This window comes from Dietzia sp. Die43 (assembly GCF_024519835.1).
GTDB classification, from domain to species: domain Bacteria; phylum Actinomycetota; class Actinomycetes; order Mycobacteriales; family Mycobacteriaceae; genus Dietzia; species Dietzia kunjamensis.
The window spans coordinates 265,050-283,059 of the sequence record NZ_JALJRF010000001.1; the positions used below are offsets into that span (position 1 = coordinate 265,050).

Below are 18,010 nucleotides of genomic sequence, written 5' to 3' on the forward strand. Positions count from 1 at the left end.
GGACACCGGACGCGCTCAGGAACCGGACGGCAGGGTGAGGATCTCGTATCCGTCCTCGGTGACGACGACGGTGTGCTCGAACTGGGCGGTCCACGCCTTGTCCGCGGTGGTGACGGTCCAGTCGTCGTCCCAGACGTCGAAGCCCGGCCCGCCGAGGGAGATCATCGGTTCGACTGTCAACGTCATGCCCGGCTCGAGGACCTCGGTCCGGGACGGCTCGTCGTAGTGCAGCACGACCAGACCGTTGTGGAAGGTCGGGCCGACACCGTGGCCGGTGAACTCCCGCACGACCGTGTAGTCGAAACGCCGGGCATAGGATTCGATGACCCGCCCGATGACGTTGACCTCGCGACCGGGTCGGATGGCCTTGATCCCCCGGTTCATCGCCTCTTCCGTGCGCTCGACCAGGAGCCTGACCTCCTCGCTGACGTCCCCTGCCAGGAACGTCGCGTTGGTGTCACCGTGGACGCCGTGGATGAACGCCGTAACGTCGACGTTGACGATGTCCCCGTCACGGATCACCGTGGTGTCGGGGATACCGTGGCAGATCACCTCGTTGAGCGAGACACAGCTCGACTTGGGGAACGACTTGTACCCCAGGGTCGACGGGTACGCCCCGTTGTCGCACAGGAACTCGTGTACGACCCGGTCGATCTCGTCGGTCGTCACGCCGGGCGCGACCGCCTCGCCGGCGAGCACGAGAGCGTCCGCGGCCAGCCTGGAGGCCACGCGCATCACGTCGATGACCTCAGCCGGCTGAACCCACGCCTCCCCGTTGGCCTCGTCGACGCTGTCGCGCCAGACGTACTCCGGCCGGGGGATCGACTCGGGAACGGTCCGGATCGGGGTGGGTTCGCCTGGGACGAGAGGCTGACGGGTGGAGGTGGTCATGCCCCCAGGATAGGCCCGACCGGGGCGACCGGTCGCCCCGGTCCGGTCACCAGATGACGAAGCACACGGAGGCGATGAGCACCATCGCCCCGAACAGGCACATCGTGATCACGTCCGCGGACGACTGGCCGGGTTCGCGGTTCTCGGGCGGGCCGGAATCGTCGGGCGTCACCGGGGCCGTCTCGTCAGCCGCGGTGTCCACACCGGGGTCGGAGTCCTGGCGCGGATCCATCAGATCACCCCCAGACGGTGGAACTCGGAGACCATCGCCACGGCGAGGATCGCGAACACGACCGCCATGAAGCCGGTGTACATCCAGCGCTTGGCGTGGTCGGACGCCCAGAACCGGCGGACGCTGACCACGCCGTTCACCACGGCGACCACACACAACGCGATACCGACGGGCGCCGCGACCCAGCCGGACAGGCTGAGCAGCGGCACGAGAATCGGGATCGCGAGGTAGGTGATGAGGCACCGCACGGCCGAGACCATCACCGAGATCCGGAATGCCCGGTGGGCGCCGGAGCCGGCCTTGCGGTCGACGGCCCGGACGCCGAGCAGACGCCGCATGGCCCGGTCGGCCGGCCGCAGCGAACGGAAGCCCGGGTCGACAGCCGCGTCCCGTACCGGGCCCGTCGTGGTCACCGGCGCCACCACCGTCGGCCCCGTCGCGGCCGCGGGCGCCCGGGTGACCGGTGCTGTCATCGGGGTACTCACACGGCCCTCCCCCGGAGGGCGCCACCCACGGCGCGCACTGCCGCACTGTCTGTCATCGGATTACACCTTCCGGGGTCCGTGGTCTGACTACGCTCCACTTTCCCACAGGCGTGGCCGATCCCGTAGCCGCCGGCCGGAGGGTACCCCGCTCTGGGTCGGTGCGGGCGAGATGACTCACAGCAGGACCGTCGCGTACTCGACGGAGTCGACCATGCCCACCCGCCGATAAGCGGCGCGGGCTGCGCCGTTCGACCCGTTCACCACCAGGGAAGGTCGGAGCCCCCGTGAGCAAAGGGCGGCGCACACCGCGGCGGTACCGCCGGACCCCAGCCCGGCGTCCCGCCGATCTCGGTGTACCCATACGCCCTGGATCTGGGCGACCTCCGGGGAGATCGCGGCGACATCGGCCTTGAAGACCACCTCGCCGTCGTCGATCCCCACCCAGGTCCTCCCCCGCGCGAGGGACCGCGCCACGCGGCGACGAAACGGTATCCCGGAGCCCACGGCGAACGGGTCGGCGCGCAGTTCCTCGCGGTACATCGCCGCGGCGGCGGCGAGCACCGGTTCGAACTCCTCCACGGTCGCGGGCCGGATCCCGTCCAGGACGAGCGCCGGATCGAGCGGGCCCTCGAGCGCCATGAGGAACTGGTGCGCCCGGTACTCCCGGGCCTCGCCCCAACGTCCACGCAGCGCCGGCCACATGCCGGCGACCAGGTCGCGCCGACCGTGCACCGACATGGGCCCGAGTCCCAGTCGGGCCACCGCGTCACCGAGAGCGCGCTGATCAGCGGCGTCCCCCCGGAGCGGCAACACCGAACTACCGACGAACACGAGCGACCGCTCGGGCCCACCCAGGGTGAGGAACCGTCCGTCCGCGCCGGCGGCCACACCCGACGAGGCGAACTTCTCCGCCGCCGGCGCGGACACCAACGGGTCGGCGGCGAGCACGGCGAGAAGCGCCCGCGACTCTCCCCGACCGACCGCCCGGCACCCGCCGAGCCCGGCCTCCGGGGCAGCCGTGTCGGTCACGGTCTATCGCGTGACCTTGACCTGGGGCCCCTGGCCCTCGGCGGCGTCTCCCACGGGCTCGCCCATCTCCTCGGCGATCCGCATGGCCTCCTCGATGAGGGTCTCCACGATCATCGCCTCCGGCACGGTCTTGATGACCTCGCCCTTGACGAAGATCTGGCCCTTGCCGTTTCCGGACGCGACACCCAGATCGGCCTCACGGGCCTCGCCGGGCCCGTTGACGACGCAGCCCATGACGGCCACCCGCAAGGGGACGCTCATCCCCTCGAGTCCGGCCGTGACCTCGTCGGCGAGCTTGTACACGTCCACCTGGGCGCGGCCACACGACGGGCACGAGACGATCTCGAGCTTGCGCGGACGCAGGTTCAGCGACTGCAGGATCTGCGTACCGACCTTGATCTCCTCCACCGGCGGGGCGGAGAGGGAGACCCGGATGGTGTCCCCGATCCCCTCGGAGAGCAGAGCACCGAACGCCACGGCCGACTTGATCGTGCCCTGGAACGCGGGCCCGGCCTCGGTCACGCCGAGGTGCAACGGGTAATCGGTCTGCGCGGCGAGCCGGCGGTAGGCCTCGACCATGATCACCGGGTCGTTGTGCTTGACCGAGATCTTGATGTCGCCGAAGCCGTGCTCCTCGAACAACGAGGCCTCCCACATCGCCGACTCGACGAGCGCCTCCGGGGTCGCCTTGCCGTACTTGGCCAAGAGGCGCGGGTCCAGCGACCCGGCGTTGACACCGATACGGATGGGGATGCCCGCGTCACCGGCGGCCTTGGCGACCTCCTTGACGCGTCCGTCGAACTCCTTGATGTTGCCCGGGTTGACGCGCACCGCGGCACACCCGGCATCGATCGCCGCGAAGATGTACTTGGGTTGGAAGTGAATGTCCGCGATCACGGGGATCGGGGACTTGCGTGCGATGGTCTCCAGCGCGTCGGCGTCCTCCTGCCGGGGACACGCCACGCGGACGATGTCACACCCGGACGCCGTGAGCTCGGCGATCTGCTGGAGGGTGGAGTTGACGTCGTGGGTCTTGGTGGTGGTCATGGACTGGACCGAGACCGGATGATCACTGCCCACGCCCACCTGGCCCACGAACAGCTGCCGGGTCGTGCGCCGGGGCGCGAGGACCGGCGGCGGGCCGTCGGGCATGCCCAGTCCCACTGGGATCGAGGAGGAGTCGTTCACTTCAGGCCTTCCGTAGGGGCTGCCAGCCGGGTGCGGGCAGGTCCCGCGTCCCATTATCCGGGTAACCGGGCGCGGATGCGAGGTGGGTGTGCGCCCGGCTCAGCCGGGCAGCAGGATCGGGTTGACGAAGTCGGCGGTGATCACGATCGCGGAGACGCCGATGAGGAGTACGAACACCCCCATCGTCAGTGGCGCCAGCTTCTCGTAGTCCGCCGGGCCGCCCGGCGCGAGGCCGCGCAACCGGCGGACGGCGTCCCGGATCTTCTCGTAGAACACCACCGCGATGTGGCCGCCGTCGAACGGGGTCAGGGGCACGAGGTTGAACGCCCCCAGGAACAGGTTGAGGCCGGCCAGGAACAGCAGGAACAGGCTCCACAGGCCCTGCTCGACAGCCTGCCCGCCGATGTAGCTGGCCCCCACCACGGACACCGGGGAGTCGTCCGCCCGCTCGCCCCCGAAGATCGACGCGGCCACCGCCGGGATCTTGGCCGGGAATGAGACCAGCCCATCGACGGTCGCCTCGACCATCTCCCCGGTGAAGACGAAGGTCGCGGGCACCGCGCTGAGGGCGTCGTAGGTGTTGACGGTCTGATAGGCCGGATCATCGAGGATCTCCCGGGGGATCCCGTCCTCCGAGAGTCGGACCCCGAGCGCACCCCGCTGTTCGCCGTTCCCGCCCGTTGAGGTCAACGTCGTCGTCGTCGTGATCGTCTCCCCGCCGCGTTCCACCGCCACCGGCACGGTCTCACCGGGCCGCGCCGAGACCACGGTGGACAGGTCGTCCCAACTGACCACCGGCACCCCGTCGACCGACGTGATCCGGTCGCCCGGCAGGATCCCCGCCTCGCCGGCCGGGCCCACTCCGACCCCGCACCGGTCCGCCCCCGCGCAGGTGTCCCCCACGACGGCCGCGACGCGGTCGGTGGGGATCGGCTGGACGTCCCGGTTCACCAGGCCCCAGCCGAGGGCGACCGTGTAGAACAACGCGATCGCCAGGACGACGTTCATGAAGGGCCCGGCCAGCAACACCGCGACGCGCTTCCACCACGCCTGGCGCCACATCGCCCTCGGCTCGTCCTCCGGGGACAGCTGGTCGTACGCGGTCATCCCCGCGATGTCACAGAACCCGCCGAGCGGGATCGCCTTGAGCCCGTACTCGATCCCACCACGCCGGACGGACCACAGAGTGGGGCCGAACCCGACGAAGAACCTGCGAACCCGCATCCCCGACCACAGCGCGACCCGCATGTGGCCGTACTCGTGCAGCACGATGGACACCATGATCCCCAGGGCGAACAGTACGATCCCGAACACCAACACGGCTCAGCCCTCCAGGCTCGTGACGAGGGCTGCGGCGTGCCGCCGCGCCCAGGACTCCGCCGCCGCGACGTCATCCGGATCCCGGGGATCGGACGACCACTGATCGGCTGCGCCCACGGTCTCCGCCACGACGTCGACGATGGCGGTGAACCCGATCCGGCCGTCCAGGAACGCCGGGGCGGCCTCCTCGTTGGCCGCGTTGAACACCGCGGTCCGCAGACCCCCCGCCTCGCCCGCCGCCCGGGCCACCGAGATCGCCGGGAACGTCTCGGAGTCCACCGGCTCGAAGGTCCAGGTGTGTGACTGCGAGAAGTCCAACGGGGTCGACGCCCCGGGAATCCGTGACGGCCACCCCAGGGCCAACGCGATCGGCAGCTTCATCGACGGCGGGGAGGCCTTCGCCACGGTCGCGCCGTCGACGAAGGTCACCGCCGAGTGCACCACCGACTGGGGGTGGACGGTCACGTCGATCCGATCGTAGGGAACCCCGAACAGCAGGTGTGCCTCGATGAGCTCCAGGGACTTGTTCACCAGGGTCGCGGAGTTCAGGGTGATCATCCTGCCCATCGCCCACGTGGGGTGCTGCAGCGCCTGCTCCGCGGTGACACCTTCCAGTTCGGCGCGGGTACGGCCCCGGAAGGGCCCGCCGGAGGCGGTCAACACCAGTGACGCCACCTCGTCCGCCGTCCCCGCCCGCAGACACTGCGCCATCGCTGAGTGCTCGGAGTCGACGGGGATGAGCTGGCCCGGGGCCGCGGCGCCGGTGACGAGGGCGCCCCCGGCGACGAGTGACTCCTTGTTCGCCAGCGCCAGCCGCGCACCCGTACGCAATGCGGCCAGGGTCGGCCCGAGGCCGATGGACCCGTCGATTCCGTTGAGCACCACGTCGGCCTCCACCGCCCCCACGAGCTCGGTGGCGGCCCCGGGACCGTCGAGAACCGTCGCCTCCGGGAACGCCGACCGGATCCGCTCGGCCGCGGCCGGGGCGGACACCGCGACGAACCGGACGCCGGTCCGGCGGATCTGCTCCGCCAGCAGATCGATCCGGCCACCGGCGGCCGCCAGACCGACGACCTCGAAACGGCCGGGTCCGGCCTCCGAGGTCACCTCGAGGGCCTGGGTACCGATCGAGCCGGTACTGCCGAGGACGAGAACGCGCGTGGTCACCCCGCCATTGTCCACGCCGGAGCCACCTGATGCCGCATCAGCGGCCCCAGGTGTGGCGGGGACCGGCGGGTTACCCGTCGACCGCCGGACGGCGTGTGACAAACTGGGCACGATGTCGGCGGCCCGCAGGGCTGCCAGCGAGCCGTGAGGAGAACCGGGGAGCATGAGCGCGGACGGGCACCACACCAGCAAGGAGATCGTCGTCGACGGGATCAGCACCCTCGACGAGCCCTCGGTCGAGTGGGGCTGGCACCAGCACAGCAGGAAGGTCGGCCTCGTCACGGGCGGCTTCTTCGTCCTGTTCCTGTTGGCCATGCTGTTCGGCAACCACATTGGACGGGTGGAGGACATCTGGCTGGTGGCGGTCGCCGTGTTCCTCGCGATCTGGATGTTCCTGTCGCTGCGACCCAAGAAGGACGACACCCTCAAGCGGAACCGTGTCTTCGAGGTCTCCTCGGACCATTACGCGGTGGTCGGCGCCGCCGCCTCGGGTCACGTAGGGGCCGAGGCCGCCCGGAACCCGCAGGGCCGGGCGCCAGCCAGGCACTGACCCCGGTCGACCCGAGAAGGGCCGCCACCACTCGACGGAGTGGTGGCGGCCCTTCTCGTCGTCCGTAGCTCTCAGTGGGTGGCCCAGTGGTCACTCCCCAGCGATCACTCCCCACGCTCACTCCCCCGCGCTCACCCCTCGGCCGCGAGCTGACCACACGCCGCGTCGATCTCCTGGCCGCGGGTGTCGCGCACCGTGCACGAGACCCCGGCCGCGCGCACGGCGGCGACGAAGGCGTCCTGCTGATGGCGGGGGCTGGCGTCCCACTCGCTGCCCGGCGTCGGGTTGAGCGGGATGAGGTTCACGTGCGCCATGGGCCCGAGACGCTGGGCGAGCAGTCGACCGAGCATCTCGCCCCGCCAGGTCTGATCATTGACGTCACGGATCAACGCGTACTCGATGGACACCCGCCGCCCCGTGGCATCGGCGTAGTGACGGGCCGCGTCCATGACCTCGGAGACCGGCCACCGGTTGTTGACGGGCACCAGGGTGTCCCGGAGTTCGTCGTCCGGGGTGTGCAAGGACACCGCCAGGGTGACCTGGAGCCCCTCCTCTGCCAGCTTGTGGATGGCGGGGACCAGGCCCACCGTCGACACGGTGACCGCGCGTTGCGACAGACCGAATCCCGACGGCGGCGGGGCGATGATGCCTCGCACGGCGGTCATGACGCGCTTGTAGTTGGCGAGCGGCTCCCCCATGCCCATGAACACGACGTTGGACAGTCGCCCCGGCCCGCCCGGGATCTCACCGTCGCGCATGGCGCGGGCGGCGACCCTGACCTGCTCCAGGATCTCGGCTGCCGAGAGGTTGCGTTGCAGACCGCCCTGCCCCGTCGCGCAGAACGGGCACGCCATCCCGCAGCCGGCCTGACTCGAGATGCACACGGTCGCCCGGTCGGGGTAACGCATGAGAACGCTCTCGACCAACGAACCGTCGTGCAGTTTCCACAGGGTCTTACGCGTGGTGCCCTCGTCGGTGGTGACGTGTCGTAGCGACGAGGTCAGCGAGGGGAACAGTTCTTCTCCGACCTTCTCCCGCAGGCCGGCCGGCAGGTCGGTCATCTCGCGGGTGTCCGCCTCGAGGCGCCCGAAGTACTGGTTGGCCAGCTGCTTGCCGCGGAATGCGGGAACTCCGAGCTCACCCATCGCCGCCTCGCGACCGTCGGCGTCGAGGTCGGCGAAGTGACGAGGGGGCAGCCCTCGGCGGGGGGCGTCAAAAACGAGCGGGAGAGGTTCAGCCATGATGCGGCCATTGTGTCAGAAACGGGCGACCGCAACACATCGCGAGCGGTGCCGTCCGACGCCGCCAGCGCATACAGTCCAGGTATGGCACAGCGATCACACGACCCGACAGACCGTCGTCACGCCGCCCCCGTCGAGGGGCGCGACGAGATCCCCCTCGAGGACACCCACGCGGACTCCACCCTCGTTCCCGCCGACGAGTCGACCCCTGCGACACGCACCCACGAGCAGGATGCTGTCCCCGATTCGTCGGGGGGACTTCTGGGCTCCGCGTGGGTGGGTCTGGTCCTGGGCGCGCTCGTCACCATCCTGCTGTTGATCTTCATCGCGCAGAACACGACCTCGACCGACGTCCGTTTTCTCGGGTTGGAGTTCACCCTCCCGCTTGGGGTGCTGATCCTCTTCGCCGCGATCGCCGGCGCGTTGATCATGGCCCTGTTCGCCGGCTTCCGGATCCTCCAGCTGCGGATGCGCGCACGCAAGGCGCGCAAACTGACCGCCCGACACTGACCCGCGACCCCCGGCGCGGGTCGGAGGGTCCGCTCACTCCGCGGCTTCGCCCCGTGCCAACGTCACCCGTGCCAACGGAGGTGGTCGACGACTCAGGTCGGCACGACGTAGGTGAAGATGACCCAGACGACCACCGCGGTGGGCAGCACGGAGTCGAGGCGGTCCATGAATCCGCCGTGCCCCGGCAGGAGCGTGCCCATGTCCTTGATTCCGAGGTCCCGCTTCACCTGGGATTCCACCAGGTCGCCCAGCGTCGCGGTGAAGACCGTCAGGACGCCGAGCAACACGCCCTTCCAGATGCTGTCGTCGAAGAGCAGGGCGACCACGAGTGCGCCACCGACCGTGGCGAACAGGATCGACCCGGCGAATCCCTCCCAGGACTTCTTGGGGCTGATCGCCGGGGCCATGGGGTGCTTACCGAAGAGCACCCCCGCCACGTACCCCCCGACGTCGGAGCACACGACCAGCAGGATGAGGGCCACGACCCGTTGCGCGCCGTAGTCACCGTCCGACAGCATCGCGCCGAGGGCTCCCGGAACCGCGATCCACACCAACACGAACACCGCGACCGACACGTCGCGCATGTAGTTCTTCGGTGCGGTGGTCAGACCGGCCATGAGCAGACGCCAGACCAGGACGACCACGCCGGTGACGGCGAACGCGGCGAACGCGCCTTCCGCCCCGTTGAGGTAACCCGCCCAGACCATGGCCTGCCCGCCTGCGAGCAGCGGGAACAGGGGAAGCGCGAACCGGGCCTGCCGTAGGCGTTTGAAGACCTCCCAGGTGCCGACGGCGACGGCGCCAGCGGCGACCAGATACCACGCGCGGGGGGTGAAGGCGATGCTGGCGATAACGAGCGCGCCCAGGCCGACCCCGACCGGGATCGCCCGGGTCAGGTCACGGCCGGCGCGCGACGGAGGTGCGGCGGCCGCGGCGGTGGGCCCGGGCGGGCCCTGGGGTGCGGGGTCCACGGCATACTCCTCGGTTCTCGGGTGATGGGTGTCGCGGAGGTCAGACCTCCATCAGGTCGCCTTCCTTGGCCTTGACGAGTTCGTCCACCTCGCCGACGAATCGCTGGGTGAGCTTGTCCAGCTCCTTCTCCGCGGCGTTGACCTCGTCCTCGCCGGCCTCGCCGTCCTTGTCGATCCGCTTGAGCTCGTCCATCGCCTTGCGCCGGACGCCACGGACCGCGATGCGTCCGTCCTCGGCCTTGGCCTTGGCCTGCTTGACCAGATCGCGACGCCGTTCCTCGGTGAGCTGCGGCACGGTCACGCGGAGGACCTGGCCGTCGTTGGTCGGGTTGACGCCCAGATCCGAGTTGCGGATGGCGTTCTCGATCGGACCGATCTGCGACATCTCGTACGGCTTGATGATGAGCATGCGCGGCTCGGGTGCCGAGATGGTCGCCATCTGGGTGATGGGAGTCATGCTCCCGTAGTACTCACAGAACACGCGGTTGAACATGCCCGGGTTGGCGCGGCCGGTGCGGATGGCGGAGAGCTCGTCGCGAACGTGCTCGATCGCCTTCTCCATCTTGTCCTCGGCCTCGAGCAGAGTGTCGTCGATCATGTCTGTCCCTTTTCGTTGGGGTCGGTGTCGGTGGTCGGGTCGAGGACGTGTCAGGCCGTGCTGGCCACCAGCGTCCCGATCTGCTCACCGGCGACGGCGCGCGCGATGTTGCCCTCGGTGAGGAGGTTGAACACGAGGATGGGCATGTCGTTGTCCATGCAGAGGCTGAACGCCGTGGCATCAGCTACCTTCAGGCCCCGCTCGAGGCATTCGCGGTGCTCGATCCGGCTGAAGAGCTCGGCGTCGGGATTGGTACGGGGGTCGTCCGAGTAGACGCCGTCCACCGCCTTGGCCATGAGCAGCACGTCGGCCTTGATCTCCAGTGCGCGCTGGGCTGCGGTGGTATCGGTCGAGAAGTAGGGCATGCCCATCCCGGCCCCGAAGATCACGACGCGGCCCTTCTCCAGGTGCCGTTCCGCGCGCAGTGGGATGTACGGCTCCGCGACCTGCCCCATGTGGATGGCGGTCTGGACCCGCGTCGACACCCCCTCCTGCTCGAGGAAGTCCTGCAGGGCCAGACAGTTCATGACGGTGCCGAGCATCCCCATGTAGTCGCTGCGCGCCCGGTCGAGCCCGCGCTGCTGCAACTGGGCACCCCGGAAGAAGTTGCCTCCACCGATCACGATCGCGATCTGCGCCCCCGTCCGGGAGACATCGGCGATCTGCCGGGCGACGGACTGCACCACGTCCGGGTCGATCCCCACGCCGCCGCCGCCGAACATCTCGCCGCCGAGCTTGAGCATCACACGTTTGTAGCCGTCCCGCGGGTCGGTCATCCCTCTCCTCGTCCCGGGCGGATCCAGCCCGTGTCGCGCGCGTTCACACCCCCGACGTTGATTGGCCGGAGTGGCGTGTGGTCCGTGGTGGGACCGGGTTCATTCTGCCCTATCGCCACGACCGCCACACTCCAGCCCGCCGGGTACGGGCACACCCGACCGTGCAGACGGCGACGGCGGTACCCGGGAAACCGGGTACCGCCGTCGTTCGGGAACCCGCTACGGCGGGTTCGGGCCGTGGTCAGGCCTGGCCGACCTCGAAACGCAGGAACGCCGAGACCTTGGCGCCAGCCTCGTCCAGCAGGGCGCCGACGGTCTTCTTGTTGTCGGTCACCGACGGCTGGTCGAGCAGACAGACATCCTTGTAGAAGCCGTTGAGGCGTCCCTCGACGATCTTCTGCAGCGCCTGCTCGGGCTTGCCCTCCTCGCGGGCGGTGGCCTCGGCGATCTCGCGTTCCTTGGCGACGATGTCGGCGGGCACCTCCTCGCGGGAGACGTACTGGGCCTTCAGCGCGGCGACCTGCATCGCGGCGGAACGGGCGGCGGCCTCGGCGGCCTCGCCCTCACCGGAGTAGGCGACCATGACGCCGACGGCGGGCGGCAGGTCGGAGGAGCGCTTGTGGAGGTAGACGGCCACGGGACCGTCGAGCTTGCCCACGCGGCGCAGGACGAGCTTCTCACCGGACTTGGCGGAGAAGGACACGACCGAGTCGGCCACGGTGGTGCCGTCGAGCTCGGCGGCGTTCAGCGCGTCGAGGTCGGAGATGCCCTGGGTCGCGGCGACCTCGACGATCTTGTCGGCCAGCGCGATGAACTCGGCGCTCTTGGCGACGAAGTCGGTCTCGGAGTTGAGCTCGATCATGACGCCGTCCTTGATGGCGACCAGGCCCTCGGCCGTGGTGCGCTCGGCGCGCTTGCCCACGTCCTTGGCGCCCTTGATGCGCAGCACCTCGACGGCCTTGTCGAAGTCGCCGTCGGTCTCCTCCAGAGCCTTCTTGCAGTCCATCATCCCGGAGCCGGTGAGCTCACGCAGACGCTTGACGTCGGCAGCGGTGTAGTTCGCCATGGTGGGGCGACCCTCCTTAAAGGGGTTCGTGATCTGTCGGAAAAGTGTTCTGAGTCGGTCGGCGGGCGATCGCCTCCACCCTAGACGCCGGGGCGTCGGTGGATCGTCCGCCCACCGCCTCCGACACCTCGGGCCCGGCCCCCGGATGATCCCCGTGGGGATCGTGGGCGGCCGGGCCCGACGGTGCTCGAGCTGGTGGTGAGGATCAGGCCTCGGTGGCCGGCGCCTCGGAGGTGGCGGCCGCGATCTCCTGGGCGTCGGCCTCGGGGGCCTCGGCCACGGGGGACTCGGTGCCGGTGACCTCGGCGGGTGCCTCGGCACCCTCTGCCGTGGCGGCGCCGGTGACCTGGTCCAGCTGCTCGGTCTCCCACTCTGCGAGCGGCTCGGCCTCTTCGCCGGTGGCCTTGCCGGCCTGCGAGCGGGTCTTGAGGCCCTCGGCGACGGCGGAGGCGATGACGCGGGTCAACACGGTGACCGAGCGGATGGCGTCGTCGTTCGCCGGGATCGGGTAGTCGACGACGTCCGGATCACAGTTGGTGTCGAGCAGCGCGACGACCGGGATGTTCAGCTTGCGGGCCTCGCCGACGGCGATGTGCTCCTTGTTGGTGTCGACGACCCACACCACGGAGGGGACCTTGCTCATGTCACGCATACCGCCGAGCGTGCGCTCGAGCTTGTTCTTCTCACGCGTGAGCATGAGGATTTCCTTCTTGGTGCGACCCTCGAATCCGCCCGACTGCTCCATGGACTCGAGCTCCTTGAGGCGGACGAGCCGCTGGTGCACGGTCTGGAAGTTGGTGAGCATGCCACCCAGCCAACGCTGGTTGACGTACGGCATACCGACCTTGGCGGCCTCCTCGGCGATGGCCTCCTGGGCCTGCTTCTTGGTGCCGACAAACAGGACGGTGCCGCCGTGGGCGACGGACTCCTTGACGAACTCGTACGCCTGGTCGATGTACGTCAGGGTCTGCTGCAGGTCGATGATGTAGATGCCGTTGCGGTCGGTGAAGATGAACCGACGCATCTTCGGGTTCCAGCGGCGGGTCTGGTGGCCGAAGTGGGCACCTGCGTCGAGCAGCTGCTTCATGGAGATGACTGCCATGATGGGTTGAGGGCTCGTCCGGCTTGGAAGCAGCCGGACCGCGAGGCCCTCGTCCTCGCTTTCTGTGTATCGGGTTTCGCCCTCGAGCCGGGTGGCCGCGGGCCCTGGTGTCCGCGCCGGGCCGGACCCCCGTCGGGCGGGGGCACCTGCTGGTCCGGCGTCCGGGGGGCCGGGGCTCATGGCCCCGGGGCCCGGATGCGGCTCCCGGGAACCGGGCTGCCGCAGGACACGCGAAGTCGATCGACGCAGAGTCGACCGCACCGGAAGCATAACCCCTCGGGCGCGCCCCTCCAAGGCGGCCCACCCGGGCGTGATCCGGGCATCGCGAACCGCGGTCGCGGGTGAGTCCCGTGCGTGGCGGCTCCCGGGGATGCCCGTGTGCGGCGGTCGCTGGGGATGGTCGTCCATCCTGTCCACAGGTTCCGATCCCCCATGGTCGGCTCCGGGGTGCGTGCGGTGGACTCACGGTATGCAGTCAAACCGGGTCGATCGACGACGGCTCCGCCACCGCGCCTGTGCCGGCCTGGCAGCGGGGATCCTCGCCGTCGTCCCCGTGGCCGACGCCGCGCCGTTCGGGTCACGGGTGGGCATGGGCAGCCCCCTGCCGGGTCCGGTCTCGGTCTCGACCCCGTTCGATCCGCCCGCCCAGCGATGGCTCCGGGGGCACCGTGGGGTCGATCTGGTCGGCACGGTGCTCGCCCCGGTGCGGGCGCCCGCGGACGGGACGGTCCTGTTCGCCGGGGCCGTGGGAGGTCGACCCGTCTTGTCGATCGACCACGGTGGCGGCCTTCGCACCACCTACGAGCCGGTGCGTGCCACCGTCCGGGCCGGTGATCGCGTCATCGCGGGCGGGGAGGTGGGCCGGCTCCTCGCCGGCCACCCCGGGTGTCCGGCCTCGGCGTGCCTGCATTGGGGCGCCCGTGTGACCTCCGGTGACCCGTCCGGTGACGACGACGACTACGTCGATCCGCTGTCACTGCTCGCGGACGCCGAACGGCCGATCCGGCTCAAGCCCACGCGACCCGGAGACGGGGCCGGCTGACGTCAGGGCCCCGTTCTCCGCTCAGGCGCGGGGGTGGGCCCCGCGGTAGGCGGCGCGGAGGCGGTCGGCCGAGACGTGCGTGTAGATCTGGGTGGTCGCCGGGGTGGAGTGACCGAGGAGTTCCTGTACATGCCGTAGATCCGCGCCGCCCTCCAGCAGATGTGTCGCCGAACTGTGCCTCAGCGCGTGGGGCGACACCCGGGGGGCGCCCGGCGTGGCGGCGGTGACCTCGTTGACGATCCGCCGCGCAGCCCTGGGGTCGAGTCGCCCACCGCGCGCCCCGAGCAACAGGGACGGGCCGGACCGGGCGGTGGCCAACGTCGGGCGGCCGCCGTCGAGCCAGGAACGCAGTGCCCGGTCCGCGGGCGGGCCGTACGGGACGGCGCGCTCCCGGTCGCCCTTGCCCACCACGCGCAGCAGGCGGCGCTCGGTGTCGACGTCGTCCACGTCGAGCCCGCACAGTTCGGCGACCCGGATCCCGCAGGAGTAGAGCAGTTCCACGACCACCCGGTCTCGCAGGGCGATCGGGTCCCCCTCGGCCGCGCCGAGCTCGGTGGTACGGATGGTCTCGGCCGCCTGGTCGATGTCGAGAACCTCGGGCAGGTGACGACGGGCGCGCGGTGCCTCGAGCCGGGCCGCGACATCCGCCGTCACGAGGCCGGTCCGTGCGGCCCACCCGCTGAAGGACCGGGCTGCCGCGACACGGCGGGCGACGGTCGACCTGGCGGCCCCCGCACCGACCTGGGCGGCGAGCCACCCGCGCAGCGCGGGGAGGGTGAGCGCCCCGCGCAGGTCCGCCGCGGTGGTGGGTCCGTCGATCTCGTGGGCGAGGTGGGCGAGCAGACCGCGGACGTCCGACCGGTAGGAGCGGACGGTGGCCTCGGACCGGGAGCGACCTGTGCGCAGGTAGTCCGCGAAGTCGTCGACCACGCCACCGAACGGCTCGGACCGAGTGTCCCCACCACCCTCAGGCATGCTCACCGGTCCCATGGGTACCAATTGTCTCCCCCGCGCCTAGGCGGCGCAAGCACGCCGGGCCGGGCGACCGGGCGGGCGACCGGGCGGGCCGCCTGGCGGTGGTGTCGGGCCAGTCGGTGCGGCCGCCGCCACACGGCGGGGTCACGACACGGGAAAACTCATCTGCACCCCGCCGTCCGGAGACCTGCGCCACCCCTCCGGGCCCCGTACAGCCGCCCCGGAGGCCAGGAGCCGGCCGAGGACGGCCCTAGCCGTGACGGGTGCGATTCCCGCCGAGGCCGCGATCTCGGCCGGCTCGGCGCCACCCGAGGTGGGCAGCGCCTCGAGGATCCGCCTGGTCGCGTCGTCCAACCCGTCCCACGCGCCGGGCTCACCCCTGGGGGGCGGCGCCGTCTCCCCCATCCGACCTGCGAGCTCGACAACGTCCGACGTCCGAGAGACCAGCACGGCACCCCGCTCCCGGAGCAGCAGGTGACACCCGACCGACGCGACCGACGTGACCGGCCCCGGCACCGCGCCGACCGGGCGGTCCAGCGCGGTGGCCCACGCCGCCGTGCTCAGCGCACCGCTCCGGGCAGCCGCCTCCACCACCACGGAGGCGCCGGCCAGCGCCGCGATGATCCGGTTCCTGTCGAGGAAGCGATACCGCGTCACCCCGGTCCCGGGCGGCTGCGCGGAGATCACCGCGCCGGTCTCCGCGACCTCGCGCAGCATCGCGTCGTTCCCACGCGGGTAGAGCCGATCCACTCCACCGGCGAGGACCGCGATCGTGGTCCCACGAACCCCGAGGACGGCGCGGTGCGCTGCTGCATCGATCCCGAAAGCCCCACCCGAGACGACAGTGAACCCCTCGGCGGACACCCCGGCGCTCAGGTCGGAGGCCACCGCCCGACCGTACGGAGTGGGTGCCCTGGTCCCGACGAGTGCGACGGACCTGCTCAGCACCCGGCCCGGGTCTGCGGGGCCACGCCACCACAGCCCCAGCGGGCGCAACGCGGTGGGCACCCCGCCCGTCCCGGCGCGGCGTCGGCCGCGCGGACGGTCCAGGGGTTCGAGCGCGAAACCCGGCCAGCCCGGGTCACCGGGCACGATGAGCCGGGCGTCCACCTCGTGGGCCGCCTCCAGCAATCGATTCCCGTCGACGAGGTTCCGCCGTGCCTCGGTCTGGGCGCCCACCGCGTCACCGGCCCGACCGGCGCGGATCAATTCCCGTGCCCGCACCGGCCCCACCGAGTCCACCAGGTCCCACAGCTGCGCAGTCGGGCGCTCGGTCACCGCGCCAAGGTAGGCGTAGGCCGCGCGCACCTCCGACGACACCACCGATCCCTGCTCCCGTTCCACCGGCATCACTCCTCCCCTCTCAGCACGAGCGCCTCCGCCACGTGCGGCTCCCCCGGCACGGTGGCCCCGTCCAGGTCGGCGACCGTCCACGCGAGGCGCAGGCACCGGTCGACCCCGCGCGGTGACAGCACCCCGTGCGCCAGGGCCCGGTCGAGGGGGTGCAGCGCCCGACGATCGAGCCCCCACACCGATCGCAGGACGCGGCCGGGAACCTCGGCGTTCGCCCGCGCCCCGGCGGCCTCCGGGCAACCCGCCCATCTCTCGGCGGCGGCCTCCCTCGCCGTCGACACCCTCTGCCGCACCGCGGCGGTGTCCTCGCCCTCTTCTACGGCGAACAGCCCGGACCCGAGCGGCAGCGTCCGTGCGGCGATGTCGATCCGGTCCCGCAACGGCCCGGTCAGCGACCGTCCGTAGCGCCGCCGGGCGTCGGGGGTGCAGCTACAGGCATCTGGCCGCGCACTGCCACACGGGCAGTCGTTCGCCGCCAGCACCAGCTGGAATCGGGCCGGGAAGACGGAGATTCCGTCGCGCCTGGCGATCCGCACCTCGCCGTCCTCGAGTGGAGTGCGAAGGCTGTCCAGCACCCGGCCGGGAAACTCCGCGCATTCGTCGAGGAACAGCACCCCACGATGCGCGAGCGTCACCGCGCCCGGGCGTGCGACGTTGTTGCCCCCGCCGACGAGGGCGGCCACCGAGGCCGAATGGTGGGGCGCCACGAACGGCGGTCGGCGTAGCAGCGGGTCGCGCGCCGCGAGCCGCCCCATCACCGAGTGGATCGCAGTCGCCTCGAGGGCGTCCCGCTCCCCCAGGTCCGGCAGCAACCCCGGCAGCCGCCGAGCCAACATGGTCTTACCGGTCCCGGGGGCCCCGCGCAGTAGCACGGCGTGCCCTCCGGCGGCGGCCACCTCGACTGCGCGCCGACAGTCGTCCTGCCCGTGCACCTCGGCGAGATCGGTGTGGGACCGTCCGTTCACCGCGCGGGGCTCCGGGGCGTCCGTGACCAGGACGCCCGCACCCCGGCACCACGCCGCGAGCATCGCGAGCGAGTCCACCCCTGCGGTGTCGATGCCACTGACCAGCCGGGCCTCCGCGAGGTTCGCGGCGGGGACGATCGCCCGGGTCAACCCGGCGTCGCGCGCCGCGAGCACGGCGGGAAGCACCCCGCGTACCGACCGGACCCGACCGTCCAACGCCAGCTCCCCCACCAGCAGGGTGCCGTCGAATCCCGCCCCGGGCAGCTCTCCGGACGCGGTCAGCGTCCCCACCGCGAGCGACAGGTCGAACCCCGACCCCCTCTTCGGCAGCGCCGCCGGGGACAGCGACAGCACGACCTTGCCCGGAGGCCAGGTCAGTCCGCTGTTGACCACCGCAGCCCGCATCCGCTCGCGCGCCTGCAACACCGCCGAGTCCGGCAACCCCACGATGCTGACCCCGGGCAACCCGCGGCCCACGTCGGCCTCGACCTCCACCAGCTGTCCACCGACTCCCTGCAGTGTGACAGCCCACGTCCGACCGAGCGCCAC

At 71.0% G+C, this 18,010-nt stretch carries 19 protein-coding genes; 3 read left to right on the forward strand and 16 right to left on the reverse strand.

The features are described from left to right. Positions 1–15 precede the first annotated feature (15 nt). From map to dxr, 7 genes are all read right to left on the reverse strand, one after another. Positions 16–891 carry a type I methionyl aminopeptidase gene (gene map / locus NR111_RS01250; RefSeq protein WP_132061124.1) on the reverse strand — a complete coding sequence of 292 codons (876 nt, stop codon included), beginning with the start codon at positions 889–891 and terminating at the stop codon, positions 16–18. A gap of 46 nt (positions 892–937) precedes the next feature. Then, a complete protein-coding gene (locus tag NR111_RS01255; RefSeq protein WP_256819516.1) occupies positions 938–1,123 on the reverse strand; it encodes a hypothetical protein in 186 nt (61 codons plus the stop codon). Further along, the gene (locus tag NR111_RS01260; RefSeq protein WP_254050447.1) at positions 1,123–1,596 is read right to left on the reverse strand and encodes a hypothetical protein; all 474 of its coding nucleotides are present in this window, start codon (positions 1,594–1,596) and stop codon (positions 1,123–1,125) included. The genes NR111_RS01255 and NR111_RS01260 overlap by 1 nt, the downstream gene beginning before the upstream one ends. Before the next feature lie 186 nt (positions 1,597–1,782). Beyond that, entirely contained in the window at positions 1,783–2,637 is an 855-nt protein-coding gene (locus tag NR111_RS01265) for a GNAT family N-acetyltransferase (RefSeq protein ID WP_256819518.1), read from the reverse strand. 3 nt (positions 2,638–2,640) lie between these two features. After that, positions 2,641–3,789, reverse strand: coding sequence for a flavodoxin-dependent (E)-4-hydroxy-3-methylbut-2-enyl-diphosphate synthase (ispG, locus tag NR111_RS01270; protein ID WP_082923994.1), 1,149 nt, complete (start codon positions 3,787–3,789; stop codon positions 2,641–2,643). Between the two features lie 135 nt (positions 3,790–3,924). Further along, positions 3,925–5,145 carry a M50 family metallopeptidase gene (locus NR111_RS01275; RefSeq protein ID WP_256819519.1) on the reverse strand — a complete coding sequence of 407 codons (1,221 nt, stop codon included), beginning with the start codon at positions 5,143–5,145 and terminating at the stop codon, positions 3,925–3,927. Positions 5,146–5,148: 3 nt separating this feature from the next. Then, positions 5,149–6,312: a 1-deoxy-D-xylulose-5-phosphate reductoisomerase gene (dxr, locus tag NR111_RS01280; RefSeq protein ID WP_256819520.1), complete on the reverse strand. Its 1,164-nt coding sequence runs from the start codon at positions 6,310–6,312 to the stop codon at positions 5,149–5,151. Positions 6,313–6,475: 163 nt separating this feature from the next. Here dxr and NR111_RS01285 point away from each other — a divergent pair, with 163 nt between their 5' ends. Next, positions 6,476–6,862 (forward strand): DUF2631 domain-containing protein, encoded by a 387-nt coding sequence (locus NR111_RS01285; protein WP_096905327.1) that lies wholly within the window; start codon positions 6,476–6,478, stop codon positions 6,860–6,862. Between the two features lie 131 nt (positions 6,863–6,993). Here the strand turns inward: NR111_RS01285 and rlmN are convergent, their stop codons facing one another. Then, entirely contained in the window at positions 6,994–8,103 is a 1,110-nt protein-coding gene (gene rlmN / locus NR111_RS01290; protein ID WP_067717626.1) for a 23S rRNA (adenine(2503)-C(2))-methyltransferase RlmN, read from the reverse strand. An 84-nt stretch (positions 8,104–8,187) separates the two neighbouring features. Between rlmN and NR111_RS01295 the strand changes: the two genes are divergently transcribed. After that, the gene (locus NR111_RS01295; RefSeq protein WP_132061113.1) at positions 8,188–8,613 is read left to right on the forward strand and encodes a lipopolysaccharide assembly LapA domain-containing protein; all 426 of its coding nucleotides are present in this window, start codon (positions 8,188–8,190) and stop codon (positions 8,611–8,613) included. A 92-nt stretch (positions 8,614–8,705) separates the two neighbouring features. Here NR111_RS01295 and NR111_RS01300 read toward each other — a convergent pair whose 3' ends face one another. The 5 genes from NR111_RS01300 to rpsB all read right to left on the reverse strand — a co-directional run bounded on the left by NR111_RS01300 (position 8,706) and on the right by rpsB (position 13,126). Further along, on the reverse strand, positions 8,706–9,584 hold the full coding sequence (locus NR111_RS01300) for a phosphatidate cytidylyltransferase (protein ID WP_256819526.1): 879 nt from the start codon (positions 9,582–9,584) through the stop codon (positions 8,706–8,708). Between the two features lie 40 nt (positions 9,585–9,624). Then, positions 9,625–10,182 carry a ribosome recycling factor gene (gene frr / locus NR111_RS01305; RefSeq protein WP_067717618.1) on the reverse strand — a complete coding sequence of 186 codons (558 nt, stop codon included), beginning with the start codon at positions 10,180–10,182 and terminating at the stop codon, positions 9,625–9,627. 50 nt (positions 10,183–10,232) lie between these two features. After that, positions 10,233–10,958, reverse strand: coding sequence for a UMP kinase (pyrH, locus tag NR111_RS01310; RefSeq protein WP_119192741.1), 726 nt, complete (start codon positions 10,956–10,958; stop codon positions 10,233–10,235). A gap of 241 nt (positions 10,959–11,199) precedes the next feature. Then, on the reverse strand, positions 11,200–12,024 hold the full coding sequence (gene tsf, locus NR111_RS01315; RefSeq protein ID WP_154827686.1) for a translation elongation factor Ts: 825 nt from the start codon (positions 12,022–12,024) through the stop codon (positions 11,200–11,202). 205 nt (positions 12,025–12,229) lie between these two features. After that, positions 12,230–13,126, reverse strand: coding sequence for a 30S ribosomal protein S2 (gene rpsB / locus NR111_RS01320; RefSeq protein WP_256819532.1), 897 nt, complete (start codon positions 13,124–13,126; stop codon positions 12,230–12,232). A gap of 469 nt (positions 13,127–13,595) precedes the next feature. On the opposite strand from rpsB, the gene NR111_RS01325 reads away from it, so the two are divergent. Beyond that, positions 13,596–14,168, forward strand: a complete 573-nt coding sequence (locus tag NR111_RS01325) for a M23 family metallopeptidase (protein ID WP_256819534.1) — start codon at positions 13,596–13,598, stop codon at positions 14,166–14,168. A gap of 21 nt (positions 14,169–14,189) precedes the next feature. On the opposite strand, the gene NR111_RS01330 is transcribed toward NR111_RS01325, so the two are convergent. From NR111_RS01330 to NR111_RS01340, 3 genes are all read right to left on the reverse strand, one after another. Continuing rightward, positions 14,190–15,143, reverse strand: coding sequence for a tyrosine recombinase XerC (locus NR111_RS01330; protein ID WP_256819599.1), 954 nt, complete (start codon positions 15,141–15,143; stop codon positions 14,190–14,192). A gap of 144 nt (positions 15,144–15,287) precedes the next feature. Then, a complete protein-coding gene (dprA, locus tag NR111_RS01335; RefSeq protein WP_244294098.1) occupies positions 15,288–16,487 on the reverse strand; it encodes a DNA-processing protein DprA in 1,200 nt (399 codons plus the stop codon). A 5-nt stretch (positions 16,488–16,492) separates the two neighbouring features. Beyond that, positions 16,493–18,010 carry a YifB family Mg chelatase-like AAA ATPase gene (locus NR111_RS01340; protein ID WP_154827690.1) on the reverse strand — a complete coding sequence of 506 codons (1,518 nt, stop codon included), beginning with the start codon at positions 18,008–18,010 and terminating at the stop codon, positions 16,493–16,495.

Excerpts from the sequence above, each read along its gene's own strand:
- NR111_RS01255 (WP_256819516.1), bottom strand. The coding sequence starts at position 1,123 with ATGGATCCGCGCCAGGACTCCGACCCCGGTGTGGACACCGCGGCTGAC.
- frr (WP_067717618.1), bottom strand. The coding sequence starts at position 10,182 with ATGATCGACGACACTCTGCTCGAGGCCGAGGACAAGATGGAGAAGGCG.
- rlmN (WP_067717626.1), bottom strand. The coding sequence starts at position 8,103 with ATGGCTGAACCTCTCCCGCTCGTTTTTGACGCCCCCCGCCGAGGGCTG.
- tsf (WP_154827686.1), bottom strand. The coding sequence starts at position 12,024 with ATGGCGAACTACACCGCTGCCGACGTCAAGCGTCTGCGTGAGCTCACC.
- pyrH (WP_119192741.1), bottom strand. The coding sequence starts at position 10,958 with ATGACCGACCCGCGGGACGGCTACAAACGTGTGATGCTCAAGCTCGGC.
- rpsB (WP_256819532.1), bottom strand. The coding sequence starts at position 13,126 with ATGGCAGTCATCTCCATGAAGCAGCTGCTCGACGCAGGTGCCCACTTC.
- NR111_RS01260 (WP_254050447.1), bottom strand. The coding sequence starts at position 1,596 with ATGACAGCACCGGTCACCCGGGCGCCCGCGGCCGCGACGGGGCCGACG.
- NR111_RS01330 (WP_256819599.1), bottom strand. The coding sequence starts at position 15,143 with ATGCCTGAGGGTGGTGGGGACACTCGGTCCGAGCCGTTCGGTGGCGTG.
- NR111_RS01325 (WP_256819534.1), top strand. The coding sequence starts at position 13,596 with ATGCAGTCAAACCGGGTCGATCGACGACGGCTCCGCCACCGCGCCTGT.
- NR111_RS01295 (WP_132061113.1), top strand. The coding sequence starts at position 8,188 with ATGGCACAGCGATCACACGACCCGACAGACCGTCGTCACGCCGCCCCC.
- ispG (WP_082923994.1), bottom strand. The coding sequence starts at position 3,789 with ATGCCCGACGGCCCGCCGCCGGTCCTCGCGCCCCGGCGCACGACCCGG.
- map (WP_132061124.1), bottom strand. The coding sequence starts at position 891 with ATGACCACCTCCACCCGTCAGCCTCTCGTCCCAGGCGAACCCACCCCG.
- NR111_RS01285 (WP_096905327.1), top strand. The coding sequence starts at position 6,476 with ATGAGCGCGGACGGGCACCACACCAGCAAGGAGATCGTCGTCGACGGG.